The following is a 20390-nucleotide window of genomic DNA, read 5'->3' as shown; positions in this document are numbered from 1 at the left end:
ACCTCTATCCCTGTGGAATGTATGGCATCAGCATCGAAATAAGCACTATCAATGCTATGATTACAACAATTCCACCCAAAATCTTCAATACTCCCGGCTTCTTATATCTAGGAAACCTCTGATATCCCTGTTTGGGAATATTGAAAGGTTCTCCGTTGGATTCTTCCCTCTCTAAACTCTCTTTCATTTCCAGACTCTTATCTCCTGAGAATTGAGTTTCCTCTTCATAACTTCCTTGTCTGTCTGGATTTGTAAGAGGTTGTGGAGAGATGTCCTCATCAAGAAGCTCCTGAGCTTTCTTTAATATATCCTTATCCTGCAATAATATCACCTCTATAATAAAAGCTAGATGTCTATTTAGGTTGGCATCTAGCTGTTGATTCAATAGTAAAATTCCAGTTATCTACAAGCACTGGCAATAATGAACGATATTTGATATTTTCTACCTTAAAATGCATATATCCACCCTGCTGATAAAAGATTTCATCTGCTGTTTCCCAATATCCTCTTGCTTGATTCATAATCTGGTCTGCAACGGATTTTGGAAGGGTGTTGTAGGCATTTGTACTCAAAAGCTGAGTTGCAACATCACTACCATATTCATTATAGGCCCCATATTCGTCCCCATAGATAGGAATGTATGTTCCTGAATAATTGCCATTTGTTTCTATGGCAACACCTGTTGTAGCACCACCTAACACAGCTAAGTCAATCACTGCTTTTGTCTGCATCTGAACATATCTTGCCTGCCATGTACTCACTACCCATAAAAAATAGAAAAGAAGAAGTGGAGTAATAAGAGAGAAGGCAACTGTTACATTTCCTTCATTATCATTTATAAACTCTTTCATCGAATCACCTGGTCATCTTCAACTCTTGCCTGTAAAGTATATGTATGATTACACCAGATACCTTTCTTTGTTTCTACTTTTAGTGTCAATATATCCCCTATTGAATATTTCCCATCGCCATTTGTATCATCATAACTCAATGACATATTCTTATATGTAATATTATGTTGCCTATATACATTCTGCAAGCGACTATTTGCAATAGATTTTGCATCAGCATAGTTAGTCTGTGTAACAGCATATCTTAATGCTTCATTGGCACCAATTGATGTTGCTATCTTACTTTCATAGAACATATTGATGTACAACGCAAACATGATAATGGCAAGTATAAACGGAAACAGTAACGCTACTTCAGCACTGGTGCTTCCAGATTCATCACTAAAAAAATCTCTCAATCTTCCACCTCCGCTATAAACATATAGCTATTTCAATGCTATACAAGCATTAACAATGTTACAAAAAAGGCAAAAACAATACCTTCTGTAGCTGCAATTGTTGCTTCCTTATAAACACCTCGATTATCTTCTTCAATAACAAGTCTTTTTCGAGAATAAATAAAATACTTGATAGATTCCCATTCATCTAGAAAAGCCTGTTTATACTGTCCTTTATTGACAACTCTCAATTTCTGATATATACCATAAATCACAAAGCAGATACCAAAAACAACACCATACTCAATTTTTGTAAAAATTGGTATGTATAGAGTTGTACAAGCAAACAGCTTCCAGTCTGATGCTCCAAAAATATGAAGTGCAGAAATAAAGATTCCTAACAAATTAATAATAAGGAAAGACATTAATGAAGCAGGAAGTCGGTTCCCCATTCCTGCAACAATCATGCCTATTATCATGAGAAATAATATATATTTATTAGAAAATTTTCTTTCGTTTCTGTCTTGTTCAACCCCTACCAGACATATAGCCATAGCAAGAGCCATTAGTATAATTCTTATCCATTCCATTGTTTATCCTCCCATAATGAAATCTTCCCCCATAGTTGACTGACCTTTTTTGATGCCATTATATATCATATATCCTACGATAACGACACCAATCACAGTAAGAACAAGAAGGAGTATCTGCTCTACTGATGCATTAATGGCATCTTCACTTAATAGATATTTTTTTAACATTTTTTCACCTCTTAATGTAAGGCATTGAAATCTCCCACTAAATTATCGAAATCATCCATTCCTTGTTCAGTTTGGCTTTTTCCTGAATTTATTAAGTTATAGACAACAAACGCAATAATAACAACTACAACGACTGCAATAACTACGAATAAAATAGTTTGTGCTGACACTTCTAATGCGTCTTCACTTTTCAAATAATTACGTACTAGATTCATTTACACACCTCCGTAATACCATACATAAATATTTTATCATTTTTCCTATGATTTGAATTTTTATTTACTTCCCTTGCATTTAGGCAAGTTCACCAATTCTCATCATAGGTAAAATCAATAGCATAACTGCAGGAACAAAAATAAGAAGTATATTAATACATGTAACCAGAGTCTTTCTCACTTCAGCAGCCTTTTTCATATTTGTAATCTGATTATCTGATATTCTTTCATACTCGCTTTCTAAAATGTCAGACATTCTGTTACCGTTTCTTATACCGGAAACAATGATGTTACAGAATCTCTCGCATTCTTCTGTCTGCACTCTTTTATTTAAATTAATAAAGGCTTTTTGTATATCATCCGAATGCACCTGCATCTGTGCTACAAGTTTTTCAAACTCCTTACGTGTCAAGGATTCTTCCATTGACTGTAGCCCATATCCAAATGCGTTTTCTACAGATACCCCTACTCTTAATACCATAATTGTTTTATTGATAAAGTTAGGTAATTCCTTATCAAAACGCTTATTTTTACTATCGACTTTGCTTTTGTAGTTATAGACTGGGAAAATTGCACAAACCACAAATATCAACAATACAATTAACGGGATATAAATAGGACAAGTCAATAAAGTGATGATAGTCAATAAAATTCCTGTAATAGCTATAATCACTTGAGTACGAATAATGTTTTCGGGTGTTTCTTTATCATCCCAGCACAAGTCCAAAAGTTGCTTAATCCAGTTGTAATAATTTTGATACATTCCTGATTCAAGAATTCTTTTTTTGAATAGCTCAAATCTTGTGACACTTCTGACACCCTCCTGTTTATGAATACTTGCAATGAGAGCATCTGTTTCTCTTTGCTTCCTTCCACAGAAGATATAGCCAAGTTCTAGGATTCCAAAGAATAATGCTACACTGACGGTCTGAATCAGAATATAAGAATCTATAAACACTATTCGTCACCTCCCATATGCATAAATCTTGTCATCATAAGATTTCCAACATAAATAATAGATATTAAGAAGATACCTAAAATCTGTCCAAAGAAAGACTGGTAAAATGTACGGATAACTTCAGGCATTAAAAATGCAAAGCCTAATATACATAGCACAGGAATACCCACGACGATTTTCTGGTCGCTTTTCATTGATGCTTCAAACACTTCATTTTCTTGAATAATTTTTCTTTTCATCTTGAATGAATCTTCGAAGGAATGTATAACCTTGACAAATTCTCCACCTGTCTGTTCATATACATAGCAAATCTGAGAAAACTCCTTTATTTCCTTGATATGTAAACTATCATACATTTTCATGAAAGCATCCGAATATTTACTTCCTGTATAGATAGCATCTCTCACCTTTTCCAATTCCCTAGCCATGGCGATAGAGGTATTAGTAGCTCTAAGTGACTCTGTAATGGCTGTTTGAAAGTTCAATCCAACAGACATATGAGCAGAAATATCTCTAAGTTTCTCCATGAATTCTTCTCTTAATTCCGATTTGCGTTTTTCCATCTTATTGATGATAAGCACATAAATCGTTGCGATAGCTAAACCACCAAAATATAACATCAGTAAAGGCCCTGCTCCAATCATCAGATTGGAAAATAATGCTGCCCCGAAAAATAAAACTATCAAAAATAATGAAGTATTTTCATACTTATACTCAATACCTAATACAGTCATATTGGCCTTAAGATTAGCAAAAATACCCTTCTGAGTTGTATCTTTCTTGATAAACTGCGACAAGTTCTTTTGGGCAATCGTCTCTTTTGTTGTTGCAAATCTTTTATTGATTTCCTGTTCCTCACGTATTGAACGTGTCTTGATAAAAATCAAATAACCGGCAATAATGACAATAGGTATAAGGGACAACAGCACTTTTACACCGTATGTCCCAAAGAAATTAGTAGCTGTCATCCTCTACACCTCCATTAAAATTCTCTTTTCAAAAAATGATTTATCAAATCCTACTCCAGACTTTCTTAATGCTTTATTGCAAAATGGAACATATCCTGTACAGACAAACTGTCCTTTGACATGCTTTTTCTTCATCCCATTTTCTTCAGTTGTTTCCACATCAATTTCTCTGAAGTAAAACACATCTCGCATATATATCTTATAAGGGTCAAATTTATCTTTATCTGTGACAAGTCTCATTGCCTTTAATTTATCAAACCCTTCCTGTCCATATCCTAAAACTTCTGTAATGTTTGTAATACGACGACTTCCGTCCTCAAGACGTTTTGTCTGAATGATGATGTCTACCGATGAAGCAAGTACACGCATGATGGCTTCATGTGTCATGTTCTTAGTTTCATCATTCTTGTATAACATATTTTCCATACGTGGAAACAATTCTGCTGGGCTATTGGCATGGATGGATGTCATACTTCCATCATGTCCTGTATTGGCCGCATTCAAATATTCATTAAACTCTCCTCCACGACATTCACCAACAAAGATTCTATCCGGACGCTTTCTTAAAGACATCTGAATAATATCCGATATAGAGATTCCTTCATATCCCTCTTTATTTCCAGGCACTCTCAAATAATATTCAACATGAGGAACCTGACATCTAATTTCTCTTGTATCCTCTATGACGAGAATACGTTCATTCTGTCCCAGTGCATATGTCAAGGCATTTAGAATTGTTGTCTTTCCAGAACCAGTTCCTCCAGATACAATAGTTGTTTTCTTGGCTTTGACACAGGCTTCAACAAATTGAACCATTTCCGGTGTGGATGACTGGTATTTCTCTGAATAATAAGATAATGGATAAACCTTATCTGAGAACTTACGTATGTCAATGGAAATCTCTCCTTCAGCTCTTAGTGGTGGAATAGATGCTGATAGACGTGAACCATCAGGCAACTGAGCATCCACGTTTGGGTTTGAAACGTCTAGAGTCTTATTTAAAGGTCGAATAATACGATTGACTATTCCTTTTGCAACATCAAAATTAGGGAATCTGTATTCCGTCAACACAGGAACCCCATGCTTTTCAGCATAGATATGCTCATGTGTCTGAACCATGATTTCATCAACTTCCTTATCATTCAATAAAAACTCTAGAATTCCATATCCCATTGCTTCTGCGAAAATAACATGAACATATTCCGGCATTATCGAATAATCTAAACCAGATATATTTTTAGATTCTAGATAGTTTCTCACATCTTCTGATGCTTCGTTTTCAATCTGATATCTTGTATCGGCATCTTCTGTTCCTTTGGCAACTTTAGAGCCGAATTTCATTGTCAGCACCTTATCTATGATTTCCTTAATCAATTCATGATGCGTACAATAGAAATCTGTTACTGACAATAGCTTATCTTGTTTATTTTGAGCATTTACATTGGTGTTTTTAGGCTTATTTTCCTGTAAACTCTCATGCTCTCTTTTTATCTCCTTATTACTAGTTTTTATTTCTTCCTGTCTATCTAAGCGAGGCTCTCTATTCAAAGAAAATGATGGTACAGGTTTTTTAAGAGTTTTTTGTGTTCTCTCAGGCTTAAGAGGAGTAAAAGTATTTAACTCTCTTTTTATTTCCTGAGCATCACCTTGTTGAATGTTTGGTTTTAATGTGGTTAATTGAGGTTTATTTGAAGAATTTTGGCCTTCATGATGAGACTGTGGTTTGTTTAATGTTGGTTTCTTTAATGAAGGTTTGTTAAAAGCCCCATTATTAAGCGTCCCTATATTTGTAGGCTTATTCAAAGTCTTTGAGGTTTGAGGATTTTGAGGAGTATTGATTCTTTCATTCTCTCTATGACTTTGACCTCCTGACTGTGGAAAACTTTTCATCATATCACCTCCTATTTCCCGAATAATTTATCGAACAATCCCTTTTTAGGGGCATTTGCTACATTCCACAATGGGCATATTTGATTGGCAATTAAAGTAATGGCGCGAGAAACTGGCTTTTTCTTATTATTAATGACATAGAATTTCCCTTCATCATGTGCCAATAACATATTTTCATCATGATTGATTCCACCCACAAAAGGAATATCCAAAGCTTTTTGCATAGCTTCGTCACTAATAACCTGTTTATTTGTCTGTGGATGGTTGATAATTAATCTGAATTTGGATTTATCAATTCCTAATCCTTCAACAGAGTCTCTTAAAAGATTACGAATAATGACTGTAACCTGATAATTTGGCTGTGCAACAATATATATTTCATTTGACATACGAAATGCTGTCTGTGTAAACTCTTCAAAGTTATTCCCTGTATCCAGCATGACAACATCGAAGAAATTATGAAGTTCTTCAATAATAATCTCGATAAATTCACTCTCTATCTGTGATACATCATAATTGCTTGATACTGTTGGAAGTACATATAACCCACTTTTAGGTTCTTTGACAAGTAAAGACATAACTTCCTCTTTTGTAAAAGACAAAGCATTTCTGTTTATTTTGTAAATATAAGGTGCATAACGAGGCTGTTCCATAGACTGCAATTCTCTTTTGTCTTCAGAGGAAAGCTGTCTCATAATTTTATCTCTAATTTTGATAACCCAATCAGCCAATGTTGGTGGATTTTTCATATCAGATACGCAAGGAAGAGTTGATGCAATTGTTCCAAATGCGCAGTTTAAATCAACCAGTACAGCTTTGACTTCGCTTTGACTACCTCTCATGGTAGACATATTCACTTCCACTTCTTTTCCTCTTGCCGCAATACAAGCAGCAATTTCTATAGCTAAAGCTGATTTCCCTACTCCACCTTTGGCTGAAGTCATGCAGACAACTTTTGGTTTTAGAACGCCCATAGTTGTCGCTCTTCTTGCAGATGTATGCTGACGTTGGACAGGTCCTTCACGCTCTACATTCATCTGTCTATCCATTTCTCTTGAAGAATAGCCAGAAGAGTAGCTGTTTCTTTGCATCTCCTGTTGAGGACTTTTATGAGAATAGTTATCATAGCCTTCTTCAAATCTTGAAACAAATGGCTCAACTTCTTCCTGTGGAGTCTGTTCAAAAACCTGCCCCTCTTCAATAGGATAATCTGTAAGGTTTTGAGCAAGAAAATCTACGACATCAGCTGGATTCATTTCAGCTTCTGTTACACTAGATACACCATAATTATCTAATAAAGTGCTTTGATAGCTATCTCTCAACACACCAAAAACAATGACATCTTCATTGACAAGTTCATTCATGACTTCTTGGAGAGTACCATCAGCCAATACATCTGACACAATGACAACATGAATTGGAGCTGAACGTATCTTCATTCTAAAATCATGCAATCCCCTAGCAATCCCTATAAGATTAATTGTTGAATTAAATTGTGCAATTCTTTTAAATTCTTCAGCATAGCTGATGCTATTGCTGACAAATAAGACGTTATATATATTCATTTATTGCACCTCCTATTGAGCAGATTCTGTATCTGTTGTATCTCCAAATTGTGAAGATAAAAATCCTCCATCATCTAAGATTTCAAGATTCTTGCTTTCATAATCTAATGGAAGCAATGCTACTGATACCTGTCCATTTGCTTGTGCATATGCAATAGACTGAGCTTCTTCTGGTGTGACATAAACTTCAATACCAGTAATTTCTCCTTCTTCAGTATGCACTCCTGCAACAGGTACATTTTCAATTGTCTTAACAAACTTACTTCCTTCAGCACTTGTAGAAACGACTACGTTAACATGGTCTCCTGCAACAAGTCCTTGAGGATAGTTAACAAGGTCGCTCATTGCATATAAAGTTTCTCCTGTTTCAATAAGTGATGCTTTTCCTGTTAAAGAAAGATTATCTTTAGTTAAGACAGCATTCGTTGTTAATCCTAAGTCTAAATATTTTCCTACAACATCATCTTCATAGTTAGCTGTTAAATAGTTATCTGGTAAGCTTGACTTATCCACTTTTTTAACAGATAGCATTTCTGCCGTAATCTGTGTTCCTCCTCTTGCTGTTTGATTTAAAACAAGTACATCTGTCATATTACCAACAAGGATAAAATATAATCCTCCTGTCACAATAACAGCAATGACAAATAAAAAGATAAAAAACATCTTGTTTCTACCTTTAAGTAATTTCACAATATCACCTCTTTTTTCTGTTTTACATAAACAATTATACAATATTTTTCTATTTTTTATAAAAATAGACCGTGCCAGTGACACGGTCTAAAACTTATTTATATATGATTATACAATGAAGATGATTTTTTCATGTTTCTTAATTGATTGAGCTTTAAAATCTGGTCTAACTCTATATTTGTAGGTGGCTCTGCATCTAGATATTCCACTAAAACATGGCAAGGAGCATTCATCTTAAAGTCTCTATTTCTTGTTGATTTAACAATGAACCATCCTTGAGGCATATCTGGGAACCATTCTTTCCATTGTCTATCTGTAATCTTTCCTTCCTTACCAATCTGAACCACAGATAATTCAATATCATCTGGACGGTCTTGTCGACCAATGACCTTGATAGCACAGTTGGCTAGGATAGACTGAGGCATGTCTGCAATCTTTTGTGTAATACTCCATATAAACAATCCAAAACCTGCTGACTGGTCTAATATGATTTCGAATGGGTTTGGTCCACCAAGATTATCTCTATCTTCTCCAATTAAAACCTGATTAGCTTCTTCCAATACAAGAATTGTTTCATATTGGTCAGACGTATTAAAACCACCATTTGCAACTGCATACTGATAGATAGAAGACGTTAATAATCCAAAGATGAATGATGAAGTCATCATGTTCATACCAAATGATTCTAGAACAACAACGTCATCTTCTCCTAATAAATCATCAATTCCCATTGCATCATCTCCTCTGTTACAGAAGATATCTTTTGTGATAGATGCTTCTGCTTCAAAGTCGTACAGACGGTCCAGGATACGTTGGATAGCATCCTGTTTTTCCCCTCTACATCCATCCTGTTCTTCTCTTAGTTTTGCTGCGACATCACTTAAAGTGACGTTCTTACTTTTCTCTGTTGCTGGATAGAGCCCGGTAAATGGGTCTTTTTGATTCAATTTTGTATCATCATCAAAGATTCCTGCTTCAGAATAGATATCTATGATTGCCTGACCAAGAATGTTAAACCCTCTATCACCCAAACCATAGCTACGAACAAAGATTTCTCTTAATGTATTGACATAACGCTCTGCATAAACTCCTCTAGGAATCTTCATCAGATTCATCTTAATGGGATGGAACTGTGGGTCAGCAAGGCTATAGAATCTAAAGTGTTCTGGAGGGATGACTTTAGCTAGAGCTCGCCAGTCCATTTTAGGGTCCATGATAACAAATCTGAATTTCTTTTTCTGTTCTCCTCTTCTGACGTTATTATATGTCTCTGCAACCATACGTTTTGCTGCAACCGTCTTACCACTTCTTGATGCACCTGAAAAGTATGCATGGTGAATTTCGTCGGCGTTGATGCAATATTTGAATCCACTCTTATATTTATGAGTCTTACTGAACTTTTCGACATCAGCCACATATCCTAAGAAGATATCTCCATCCTGTCTATTACCAGGAATTGGCAATACCATAGGGTCATCAACAGAAGTCAAAATTCCACCTACATTGACTCTTGGAGGATGCGTCATCGCAGAAAGTTCATCTGAAAGGAGTAATGTAGAATATTTATAGGATTCAAACTGTCCTGGGATACCTTCTTTTTTGACTGATGGAGAAAACACAGATAAATGTTTGTTTAAGTACTCTCTTTCTAGTGGTGAAGGCTCATAAACCTGTAATGGTGAAGTCATTGTATTAGGCGAATGCCATGATGACATCGCTAATGTAGACGCTGCAGTTGACGCTTCTCTACTTTCAGTCATTATATAAACATCTGTAAACCACATACCGAGATTATTATTAGCTTCAATAAATCTCTGAAGTGAGAATTGAAGCATATCAACGAGTCTTGTGGCTTCTCTGTCTTCCCATTGGAAAGTTTTCCCAAATGAAAGTGATGGCCCTAATCCAAGACTACCACTTAATCCTCTAGAAGTTCCTCCACTTAACCCAGTTGAAATTCCTCTTCCAGAAGATACTCCTTGACTGACACCATCTGAAACAGATTCAGACACACCAACTGAGTGACCTTGAGTTGTTCCATAGCTTTGTGATTGCGACCAGCCCTGAGAAGTCCCTAGTGAAGAGCCAAGTGATGAAGAAGCACTTTGTCCATATGAATCACTTGTGCCACTAGACATACTGCTTCCCTTTCCACTGCTTAATGATACCCCTTGTGAAAGAGAAGAATTTTGAGAATAAGAGCTTCCTTGTGATAGACCGTTAGATACGGAATGACTTGTTCCAGTACCAACTGAATCACTTGTGCTTGTTCCTGTTGAAGTAGATGTTCCATTTGACCAGCTTGAACCACTTCCTACGGATGTTGAATGCGATATACCCTCGTTAACGCTTTGAGATGTTCCAACACTATTTGACCATCCCTGAGAAGTACTTGTTCCTCCTCCTATAGAAGAAGATGTAGAATGAGATGTTCCAGTTGAAGTAGATGAACTTGTTCCACCACTTGTTCCTGATGTATAACCATCACTTACACTTGTTCCACTTGATGTACTATTGTTTGTACCCCAACTATGGGAATAAGAACCATTACCACTTAATATTCCAAGGTTGATTCCTCCACCTCCACTTCCTGAATCAGTTTTATTTGTTCCAGATGAAGCACTGTGGTTATCACCTTCAGTATGAGTATTTCCTGAACTCCATCCCGAATTCGTTCCATGACTGCTTGATGAAGATGTCCCACTGCTTTCGCCCTCAGACCAGCTTGTACTTGTACCAGTTGAACCAGATGTTCCAGTCGATACGTTTGTACCCATTGAAGTTCCATGTGACTGTCCCCATCCTTCACTTTGAGAAATTGATTCTCCAAAGCTTTCTGAATGTGATACAGAATTACTTGTTCCAGTAGAATGACTCTCTGATGTAGAAGTCCCATCTGAAACACTTTGTGATGTAGAAGAAGATTCACCAAAAGATGTTCCATCACTTTGTGTAGTGGAGTGTCCTATGCTGTTGCTTTCACTTGTTCCAGTTGATAAGTTTGTTCCTCTACCTAAACTCTCTCCAAAACTATTATTGGCAGATAATCCCTGGTTGTTTCCAAATGAAGTTCCTTGAGAGAAGCTTTGGCTTGTTCCTTCTGACCATGATTCATTAGTACCATGAGAAACGCTATGTGATGTACTATAGTTTTCACCAAAATTCTGCGAATGAGAAGAATTCCATCCTTCACTTGCACCCATATTGGCTCCATATACCATAGGTATTGATAAACCAAATGTCATAGATTTTGTACCATTTTTAAGCGATGCCCAATATGTCTGCTCTTTCAGTGCTGCTTCCGTCCATCTTGATAATGTATCGTGGGAAACTGTAGTTGCACTTAAAACAAGAAGATATTCATATTCATCCATACCTAATAGAAATTCCTCTGACTGTTCTTCTGCATCTTTCTGGTCAGATGAAGTGAATATTGTTGTATTGGCGCGCCCTTTACTGATTTTAGGCTCAGGTATACCTCTAACAACCAGTAAATGCTTCATTTCATTCATCTTTCTTAAAATCCATCTGGCATCTTCTGCATCCAAATCATCATATTCCATAGTTCTGAAAGTTCCTGTTAATCCCTTTTCCAATGCAGCCATCTGTTCGTCTGCACTTTCCTTAGCTTCTTGGATGCTTGTACTAGATACACCTTGTACTCCATAAGCAAAAATTAATCCTTTCTTATAAGGTTTAGTAATATTTGCAATTATCTGTAGGAAATTGACTTGTGACATATTCCATCCCGTAACAACTCCTGATTGCATATTTAAGAAATTTGTGAGTGTCAAATCCTTTTTGGGAATACGAATAAGCTTAATCATTTTAATGGCCTTAAAGACTCTCTCATATTTACCTGGTGATACTTCTTTTTCAAAATCAAAAAGAAGATACTGCATTTTGTTAGCTTTTAATACAATATCAGAATTATGTATAATAACATCGTCTAAATCATACTCTTCATCATCTCCATATTTACTATTTATAAATTTCTTTAAAGAATTTTGAAAACTTGACATTTAACCACCTCCGGGTTTTGCCCATAAATGTCCAACAAAATGAAAGACTGTAATGAAATATGCGTTCTATTACAGCCCCTTTTCCCATTTTTTATGCTACTTGACAATATTTCGCTGTAGCTGTTCCATTCTTTCACGTTTTGTAACTCCACCATATCCTTTCTTATGATATGTCATGATTCTTTTAATTTCATAAAAGAAATGTGTTATAGGAGCGATAATGATTATCATCTGGAGAACAACAGGTAAATACCCAGCAATTGTATTTCCCATGACTGTTCCTGATGCAAGTCCAAATGACACCCCTAATAAAGTTCCATCAATCTGCGCCCAGTTCGATATGAGATAATATCCTCCAATAGCAACCAAATCATATAAGAATAGATTTCTTCTAATATCAGCAAGAGCTCCCTCTCTATCACCAGCAGGTACAAAAGCATAAGCAATCAATGTCGATGCAAGTGCAGCAATCAATAAAATTATCATCCACTTCCCAACATAACTAAACAAATGTACTGCATAAACAGTGGCACAGAACAATACTAGATATTGAATTATAGTCTTTATCATATCCCAGACTTCCAGTCTAAGAACTCCAGTATTATATCTCGGTGCTTTATAATCATACTGTATCATATTATCACCTCCACACTATACAACTTTACGTTTATCATCCACATAGTGAATTTTCATTTCCTTATATTCAAAAATAACAGCGACAATAAGTCCTAATAGAAAGAGAAGCTCCCATTTATACATACAGCACCAAAACCAGATGACGATAAATGCATTTTCAATGATAACGCCTATATTCATGAAAAACTGTTCCATCAACTCACCTCCCTTTTTGATTGAAATATAAAAAGAGTGGATTATATTTCGTCCACTCGTTTCACATCTATATTTTAACATAATATTGACATTGATGATTTTTCTATAAATTATAAAAATATGACAATAATTAAAATTCCTAATTTTGATTAAACATAAAACGCATTAAATTCAATTATATCTTAACATTTTCTAATATATAAGTCTACATTTAGCATGTATTACATGATAAAATACAAGTAGGAGGTGTTACTTATGAAAAAAAAGAAATGGATAATTGTAGGTATAATACTAGTATTTTTTTTCATAGCTTATCTTATTATTAATTTTATTTGCGTTAGCCCTGTATACCTATATATTACAGATTATGAAGATTCTGATACCATCACATTAAATGTTGCTGATGGCCAAGGACATTATAAATTCAAAAGATACGAATTATCAGAAATAGAACCTGGAGTTTATCAAATTCAAGGTTATGGTTCTTTATTATCAGGGGAAAACTATCCTCTAGAGATTCATATTAATAATAACGATGGACATATAAAGGAAATCAAGCAAAAAAATTTAGAAGGAAACTTAGAAACCATATTAGAAAGAGAGTAATTTATACATGAAAAAACTTAGAAAAATACTATTATCTTTACTGATAATGTTTTCGGTGATTTTACCATATACAAATAGTGTCTCGGCCGCTAGTAATCTAAATGTTTATATATACGCAGCAATTAATACAAAATCTTCGTCTTCTGGTTCATCCGGCCTTGGAAACTCTCATGCATGGATTGTTATTAAGAATAATACATCATCTCAAGTAACCGTAGGAAAGTATAAATTAAATGCTAACGCTAGTGTAACAATAGGAACTTGGGGAAATACTACACCTACTGGACTCTGGTACAATAAAGAAAGAAGTAAAATAACAGAGTTTCAAAACAACAATAATACAGTTTATAAAACAACATCCATTTCAACATCTAAATTATCTAGTATAAACTCAATAATTAATAACGGTGACAAATGGAGTCTACTAAATAACTGCACTCATTTTGCTATTAGAGTTTGGAATGCTACTGGTAGCACTCAAATTGGCAGTTGTACAACCCCTTCTCAATTAAGAGATAAAATCAGAAACTCCGGAAGTTATAGTACAGGTACTAACAATGCAGCATTTAGAAATGCTTCAACTACTGTTAAAAAACATTAACTATTTCATAATTAGATAAAATATCTAAAAAAGAGCTAATCAATCTTACAATTCTGAAGTTGATTTAGCTCTTTTCCTTATATTTAATTTTTAAATCTTGTTATCTTCTCATACATTTCCTTTTCTACAATATCTATATTCTTTGCTGAAATATAATCCCATTTTATATGTTCATTATTACTAAGTAAACTCATAACCTTATTGTATGTGCTATGACTCATGAAATTATAAAAGAAAAATACATAATCTGCATTGCGAATAACCCTGTCTGATACACTGTTAGCTACTTCCATAAATGACATATGAGGGTACTTCTCCTTAAGAGTGGATAATAAACGTATATGTCCTCCTATGCAGACAATTTTATTCTTATTTGAAATATCTAATAATTTGTCTTCATAGCTTTCTGCATCAGTTTCCTCTAAAACGTCTTCACTGTTCTGCAATTCAAACAGTAATTCTCTAAGTTTATATAATTCTTTTTGATTCTCTTCTAATTCCTTTATCTTTTTATCTTTTTCTTTAAGCTTTTTGTTCAGCTTCTCTATTTCCTTATAGTTGACCTTATTTATCTCTTTAATTGTTTCATTAATTTCCTGATGAGAAGAATCATTAAGAGCTTTTATTTGATTTTTTAAAGATGAGATGGCTGTATCCTTTTCATTGATTAATTCATCCTTTTCTTCAATCTTCTTTTCCAATAGATATGTATACTTATCATTTGCTAAATCTTGGACTTTAGGAAGAAATATGAAAGATTTATAGACTTCTTTTGTTAGTACAATAATAATAGAAGCCTCCCATAATAAATCGATTTGTTCTTCGATATCCCACTTATCAAATCCATACGCAATCTCATTGTCCACAAATAACAGATACATAGCCAATGCTTTTTGATTCTTTTTAATCATGTATTCATAATCTAAAAAGCTGTCAAATGTATAGGCTTTTTGAATGGCTGTTATATGTAAGATTGTATATTTTTGTGAATACTCATTTTCTAAATCAGATAAATCTGTTTCTTTAGCTTCTTTTAAAATACTATCAATCAACTGATAATATTCATTAGCTCTCTGGAAGCTGGCATTATCATTTTCGATATTCGTTCCAATGTTCTCTACAATTTCTGGTGATGTATTATAGAAGTTCATGTTCAATGACAAAACATCTTCAAAATCTCTAATAAATGCAGAGAATGGAGCTACATAAACTGGCTCCTTAAAGTAATTGAAAAGAAAAGTCACAGCATATTCGTGAATTATTTCCTGATAAGACATATGACTATCCACATCGTCACCTAAATATATTTTTCTTTGTCTAAGATTATATTGTTCTAATGACTCATTTATATTCTTATAATATTTCAATAATAATCGTCGAATTGCACGTTGTATGCTCTTATCTGAATCCATTTCAAATAAGACAGACATAATCACAACATTATCGTACATTTGAGATGGGCTAAAGCTTAAACAATGTTCTTCATCGCTATAGTCATTCATAAATTGAGAATAATTCTGTGAAACCTGTTCATTCTTGCTAAGATATTGAAAACATAAATCCGTCAGTTCATCTGCAAATGAATCTTCTTTGATGACTAAACTATGAGCCAAATACATAAAGAAATCAGTCAATATCATATATTTATAGAGATTATTCTCTGGAGTTTTACCATCCATTCTCTTTTCTACAAATTGATTAAAACAGTCTGTTAGATAAACTCTGAATAGTGAAAAAGTATCTTGTTTTGCATCTTTTCGATAAAAATATATATTTACAGTTTTAAAGAGAATCACATCAAAGAAGACATCTTTATCTAACTCTTCTCCCTTCTCAAGAAAATATTTAGGATAGATATTCATTGATTTTTTAAAGATATTATCTGCCTCTTTTTTCATTTCTGGAGTCCATTCATCATCCTTTAATAGTTCATCATATTTTTCATTATTGAAATTATCAAGAGTGCTCAAATTATCATTAACCGGGTTGTTCTGCAAAGAAGTCATGGCTTCACTCCATAATCTATCTAAATGATTATCCTCTTCATCTAATTCTGAAGACTGACTTCTTTCTGCTTCTTCAATTCCCTTATCGACGATTTTCTTCAAGTCACTATCTGACATGACAATATAGTCTTTTATCTTCTGTTTTAATTCTTTAACCCTTGATGGATTATCTTCTATGTAATAAGCCACATAGTATTCAGCAACAGTTCTGAAAGAAACCAACTCAAAATTTGCGTCACCGTATGTAAAATCTTTTACATTCTTTATCAATCTCATGATAATATCTTCAAACTCTATTTTTAGATGCTGTTCATCATCAACTAAATCTATTAAATTCTCCAAATCTTCCTGTGTAAAGCATGATTCATATATAATTTTTGATACTTCTCCTAACATCATCGACAATGTTCTTGCAACAGTTCCCTGTGCTTTCGATTGCGAAACGGTATTTTTCAGGAATTTAGATAGTTTTTTCCCTTCATCTCGTACAAATCTATCTTTTTCTATTCTTCTAGCGAAATTTTCTACCTTTCTATAAAAAGCATCATCATAATCTAACATTGCTTTTAATAATTGGTTTAATGATAGATTAAAACGAGGGTTATTATCAAGAACTACCTGATATAAATCATCATCAATAGAGTTTCGTCTTGAGTATAAGTAGAGCGTTTCAATAATTTCTTCTTTTGAATCGAATTGTGTATTGATTATGTCTTGTTTATTCATGGTTTTCGCCTTCTTTCTTTTACAAATTATATCAATAAACGGTTTTTTAGTAAAATACTAATTTCTAAGTCCTTTTATAACAATCATATCTTTGTTATAATATTTTCAATAAAGGGGAGAACATAAATATGACAAAAGGAATAATACTAAAAGAAATGGATAATATAGAGGTGGTATATTGCAAACATTGTAAGAAGATTGCCATTTATAAAAAAGAAGAACCAAATGAATATATAAATTGCTTTCATTGTGATTATTTATTAGAATTGCGACCTAGATATAACAAGAATGTTTTTTGGCTTAGTACCTACATATGGGAATTTATTGCCATTTTCTTACTCATAGATTCCTCTCCTCAGAAAAATAGTCCACTTGTAATCATACTTTCCATTTTTTTATTTGGATTTTCTATGGGCGGTATTACTTATCTTATTTATAAAATGATTAGCTTTATCAATTCTTATATAAAAAATAAACCTATTGAAGAAATAAAAAATATATTGTTTGTTATAGATAATGTGCTTGATGCTCATCATTCTAGAAACGATAATGAAAATAATACTATTAAAAAAATCATCTCAAAAACTATTTATAACAATTATCAATATATGGATATGGACAGTAAAATATACTTCTCTCCAGATATCATTGAAAATTTGAAAGTTTCAACTGATACTTCCAATGTTGAAATTGATAATAATGAAGATACAATTAAAAATAATGGTTATACTGTTAATAAAATTTCTGAATCCATTCATGCAAACGACGATATAAATAATGAAAAAAATGATGAGTTGTTCCAAAAGCTACAACATATCATGGAAACAGTAGAAACAGAGCCTATTTCTCATAACAATGAAAATCTATATACTCAAGATTATACAAAAGAAAATAAAATAGACCTTCTAGTTGAATTAGTAAACGAAATCTCTAATCATATCATTAAAAATACCTTAGCAATGAAAATGATAAATAACTTTATAATAAAGAAGGTATTTGCTGATGGACATTATTCTTTAATGAAAATGATTTCAATTCAAAATGAAATCAAAAATAACCTTTGGGTTACAGATTACTATCTAGATGATTGTCCCAAAATCACTGACAATCTACCAACAATAGATGATTCACTTTTTGATGAATATAATGATTTTTATGAGTTATTTATAGAAGAGTTTGGGGAGGATTTATATAGTATTATTCAACAAAGTTCATTAAAAGCTAATGATTTCCATATAAATGATGAAGAGAAATTTCAATCAAATATTATTGAATATCCAATGACCATGGTTTTATTATCAGCTTCAATTGATATCATGTCAGAGACTTTTCAAAATAAATTTCAATCTATGATGTCTTTAGAACAATCACCTAATAACATTCTTGAAGAGTTGATTAAAGTATCATTAAACGACAGAACTCTAATGATTAATGAAGAAAACCTAGATTTGTATTTTTGCTATACTTTGAAATCAAAGCACGATACAACGGTGTATGAAAAGTATGAATCATTTCTTAATCATATAGATGATAAGATTTATGTCATTAAGAACAAACTCAAAAAGCAAAAACTTAAAGATGATTTATTAGGAGATACCCCAATTTATAACTCCTATACCATTGATGATATTGACAATATGAGTGGAAGAGAATTTGAAAAGTATCTATTCCAATTATTTGAGCAAATGGGATATATATGTACTCTTACATCGGAGTCTAATGACCAAGGACTTGATTTAATTGTCGAAAAATATGGAAAGAAAATTGGGATTCAAGCCAAATGTTATAAAAATAAAGTTGGAAATACTGCCGTTCAAGAAGTCTTATCAGGTGTTCAATACTATAACTGTGATGAAGGAATGGTTATCACTAATTCACTGTTCACTTCTTCTGCTGATGATTTAGCAACAAAAACAGGTATTGTTCTTTGGAATCGTGCTAATTTAATGGAAATCATGTCTCAATATCCTATAAATAAGACAAAAAAAGCTACAAACTAATGTAGCTTTTTATATTAATTTTCATAATCATGACAATAAAATGTTAATCTTCCATCTTTGTCTTTTAACGCTTCTTCTAAAAGAATTGATTTAATATTTGTCCCACCATATAAGCATTTATATAAATAATACGTTTCATTTCTATCCAACGAGTCTTTTTTATCACTTGTGTCTTGTTCTTTTCTTATTGTGTGAAGATGATTATGATAAATCACATTATCATTTAAATACAATCGATTGTTATTACAATCAAAATAAGGAAGAGCTATATCAGGAAATGTAAATATATCACGATTAAAATGATATAACCCTTTAATCAAAAGACAAAAATAATACAAACCAACTAAAATATAAAATATTATAGTGATATTACTCAGAGAAACTATAAGCATGGATGCAAGTTCTATAATTACAAATAATTTCGTAATGATATCTAGTAAGTCTTTTATTGTGAAAAGTATAATCTTAGTATTATTCTTATCTGCTTTGTAAAGCAATGGCTTAAACATCCCTCTTAACAGTATAACTATAACTAAACCACCTATACAAACTTTACTCGCTATTTGAGCTAACAGTAAGTATGATTCTACAGTCTTTTGCTCTATAAAAGAATGATATTGATTGATAATCACAAAAACTAATAGAAAAATCGTGATTGCATTTACAGCATTATAAAAATATCTATATTTGTTTTCACTATCAAAAAAATCTTGAACTGGTTTTAAAGTCATTTTTAATATCCTTTCTTCTTTTTTTAGTAAAATGTATTGCATTTTCATGTAGAACTTATTATCAATTTTATTATTTCTTTTCTGCTTCTTCCACATCACTCCTCTCAAGAAAAAAAGAATATCATGATGATATTCTCTAAGACAATTATATAATATTTTCCTCTATAAATCTATGCATGGCTAGTCTGACGAAAATTTTCTTGCTTCTTTTAAAGTACACCACATCAGATTATCAACTTTATTGTTAGAATAATCTCCATCCTTATTAATGACAATAGGCTTGTTTTCAGGATTAGGAAGAAAAGCCTCCGCCACCAATCTTCTCACATACTTTTCATCTCTTTTCCCTGTTTCCAGATTTCTTAGCGTTACTCTTGGATATGGTCTTGCCTTTGAGATTTTAGGTTTTAAAGCATACATCATTGTCCTATTTTCTCTATTTCTATTGCCTTGTCCAAGATTTGAATAGACAATCCCATCATCACTCACAAAATATCCATCGTATCCTTTTATCTGTTTCAACACAAATTATCACCTCACAAAAAAGACTGCTATTAGGTAAGCAGTCTCTCTTTATATTCATATTATATCA

Annotated in this window: 20 protein-coding genes; 3 read left to right on the top strand and 17 right to left on the bottom strand. The window is 33.0% G+C overall.

Going from position 1 to position 20390, the window contains the following annotated elements:
* Window positions 1-4 precede the first annotated feature (4 nt).
* The 14 genes from B5E87_RS04625 to B5E87_RS04565 form a co-directional block, all read right to left on the bottom strand.
* Window positions 5-322: a hypothetical protein gene (locus B5E87_RS04625; protein WP_087243753.1), complete on the bottom strand. Its 318-nt coding sequence runs from the start codon at window positions 320-322 to the stop codon at window positions 5-7.
* Between the two features lie 31 nt (window positions 323-353).
* Window positions 354-851: a TadE/TadG family type IV pilus assembly protein gene (locus B5E87_RS04620; protein ID WP_087243752.1), complete on the bottom strand. Its 498-nt coding sequence runs from the start codon at window positions 849-851 to the stop codon at window positions 354-356.
* Window positions 848-1249 (bottom strand): TadE/TadG family type IV pilus assembly protein, encoded by a 402-nt coding sequence (locus B5E87_RS04615; protein WP_087243751.1) that lies wholly within the window; start codon window positions 1247-1249, stop codon window positions 848-850. The genes B5E87_RS04620 and B5E87_RS04615 overlap by 4 nt, the downstream gene beginning before the upstream one ends.
* Window positions 1250-1287: 38 nt before the next feature.
* Complete coding sequence (locus tag B5E87_RS04610; RefSeq protein ID WP_087243750.1) at window positions 1288-1818, bottom strand: hypothetical protein; 531 nt, start codon at window positions 1816-1818, stop codon at window positions 1288-1290.
* Between the two features lie 3 nt (window positions 1819-1821).
* The gene (locus B5E87_RS15185) at window positions 1822-1989 is read right to left on the bottom strand and encodes a hypothetical protein (RefSeq protein ID WP_164483554.1); all 168 of its coding nucleotides are present in this window, start codon (window positions 1987-1989) and stop codon (window positions 1822-1824) included.
* An 11-nt stretch (window positions 1990-2000) separates the two neighbouring features.
* The gene (locus tag B5E87_RS04605; RefSeq protein ID WP_087243749.1) at window positions 2001-2204 is read right to left on the bottom strand and encodes a hypothetical protein; all 204 of its coding nucleotides are present in this window, start codon (window positions 2202-2204) and stop codon (window positions 2001-2003) included.
* Between the two features lie 79 nt (window positions 2205-2283).
* Entirely contained in the window at window positions 2284-3162 is an 879-nt protein-coding gene (locus tag B5E87_RS04600) for a type II secretion system F family protein (protein ID WP_241147128.1), read from the bottom strand.
* Entirely contained in the window at window positions 3162-4130 is a 969-nt protein-coding gene (locus B5E87_RS04595) for a type II secretion system F family protein (RefSeq protein WP_087243748.1), read from the bottom strand. Before B5E87_RS04595 ends, B5E87_RS04600 begins: the two co-directional genes overlap by 1 nt.
* Window positions 4131-4133: 3 nt before the next feature.
* Window positions 4134-6023: a TadA family conjugal transfer-associated ATPase gene (locus tag B5E87_RS04590; RefSeq protein WP_241147127.1), complete on the bottom strand. Its 1890-nt coding sequence runs from the start codon at window positions 6021-6023 to the stop codon at window positions 4134-4136.
* 8 nt (window positions 6024-6031) lie between these two features.
* Window positions 6032-7585, bottom strand: a complete 1554-nt coding sequence (locus B5E87_RS04585; protein WP_087243746.1) for a CpaE/TadZ family protein — start codon at window positions 7583-7585, stop codon at window positions 6032-6034.
* 12 nt (window positions 7586-7597) lie between these two features.
* Window positions 7598-8275, bottom strand: coding sequence for a flagella basal body P-ring formation protein FlgA (locus B5E87_RS04580; protein ID WP_241147126.1), 678 nt, complete (start codon window positions 8273-8275; stop codon window positions 7598-7600).
* 98 nt (window positions 8276-8373) lie between these two features.
* Window positions 8374-12297 (bottom strand): serine-rich protein, encoded by a 3924-nt coding sequence (locus B5E87_RS04575; RefSeq protein ID WP_087243744.1) that lies wholly within the window; start codon window positions 12295-12297, stop codon window positions 8374-8376.
* Between the two features lie 96 nt (window positions 12298-12393).
* Complete coding sequence (locus B5E87_RS04570; RefSeq protein ID WP_087243743.1) at window positions 12394-12933, bottom strand: hypothetical protein; 540 nt, start codon at window positions 12931-12933, stop codon at window positions 12394-12396.
* Between the two features lie 15 nt (window positions 12934-12948).
* Complete coding sequence (locus tag B5E87_RS04565) at window positions 12949-13128, bottom strand: hypothetical protein (protein WP_087243742.1); 180 nt, start codon at window positions 13126-13128, stop codon at window positions 12949-12951.
* 255 nt (window positions 13129-13383) lie between these two features.
* On the opposite strand from B5E87_RS04565, the gene B5E87_RS04560 reads away from it, so the two are divergent.
* Window positions 13384-13734: a hypothetical protein gene (locus tag B5E87_RS04560; RefSeq protein ID WP_087243741.1), complete on the top strand. Its 351-nt coding sequence runs from the start codon at window positions 13384-13386 to the stop codon at window positions 13732-13734.
* A 7-nt stretch (window positions 13735-13741) separates the two neighbouring features.
* On the top strand, window positions 13742-14335 hold the full coding sequence (locus B5E87_RS04555) for a hypothetical protein (RefSeq protein WP_087243740.1): 594 nt from the start codon (window positions 13742-13744) through the stop codon (window positions 14333-14335).
* 83 nt (window positions 14336-14418) lie between these two features.
* Here B5E87_RS04555 and B5E87_RS04550 read toward each other — a convergent pair whose 3' ends face one another.
* On the bottom strand, window positions 14419-17067 hold the full coding sequence (locus tag B5E87_RS04550; protein ID WP_087243739.1) for a DUF2325 domain-containing protein: 2649 nt from the start codon (window positions 17065-17067) through the stop codon (window positions 14419-14421).
* 128 nt (window positions 17068-17195) lie between these two features.
* Here B5E87_RS04550 and B5E87_RS04545 point away from each other — a divergent pair, with 128 nt between their 5' ends.
* Window positions 17196-19067: a restriction endonuclease gene (locus tag B5E87_RS04545; protein WP_087243738.1), complete on the top strand. Its 1872-nt coding sequence runs from the start codon at window positions 17196-17198 to the stop codon at window positions 19065-19067.
* 14 nt (window positions 19068-19081) lie between these two features.
* Here B5E87_RS04545 and B5E87_RS04540 read toward each other — a convergent pair whose 3' ends face one another.
* Window positions 19082-19894 carry a hypothetical protein gene (locus tag B5E87_RS04540; protein WP_087243737.1) on the bottom strand — a complete coding sequence of 271 codons (813 nt, stop codon included), beginning with the start codon at window positions 19892-19894 and terminating at the stop codon, window positions 19082-19084.
* Between the two features lie 84 nt (window positions 19895-19978).
* Window positions 19979-20323: an HNH endonuclease gene (locus tag B5E87_RS04535; RefSeq protein WP_206399232.1), complete on the bottom strand. Its 345-nt coding sequence runs from the start codon at window positions 20321-20323 to the stop codon at window positions 19979-19981.
* Window positions 20324-20390 lie beyond the last annotated feature (67 nt).

Source organism: Massilimicrobiota sp. An142 (genome assembly GCF_002160725.1).
Classification (GTDB): Bacteria; Bacillota_I; Bacilli_A; order Erysipelotrichales; family Coprobacillaceae; genus Allocoprobacillus; species Allocoprobacillus merdigallinarum.
This window is presented reverse-complemented; position numbering and strand designations above follow the sequence as displayed.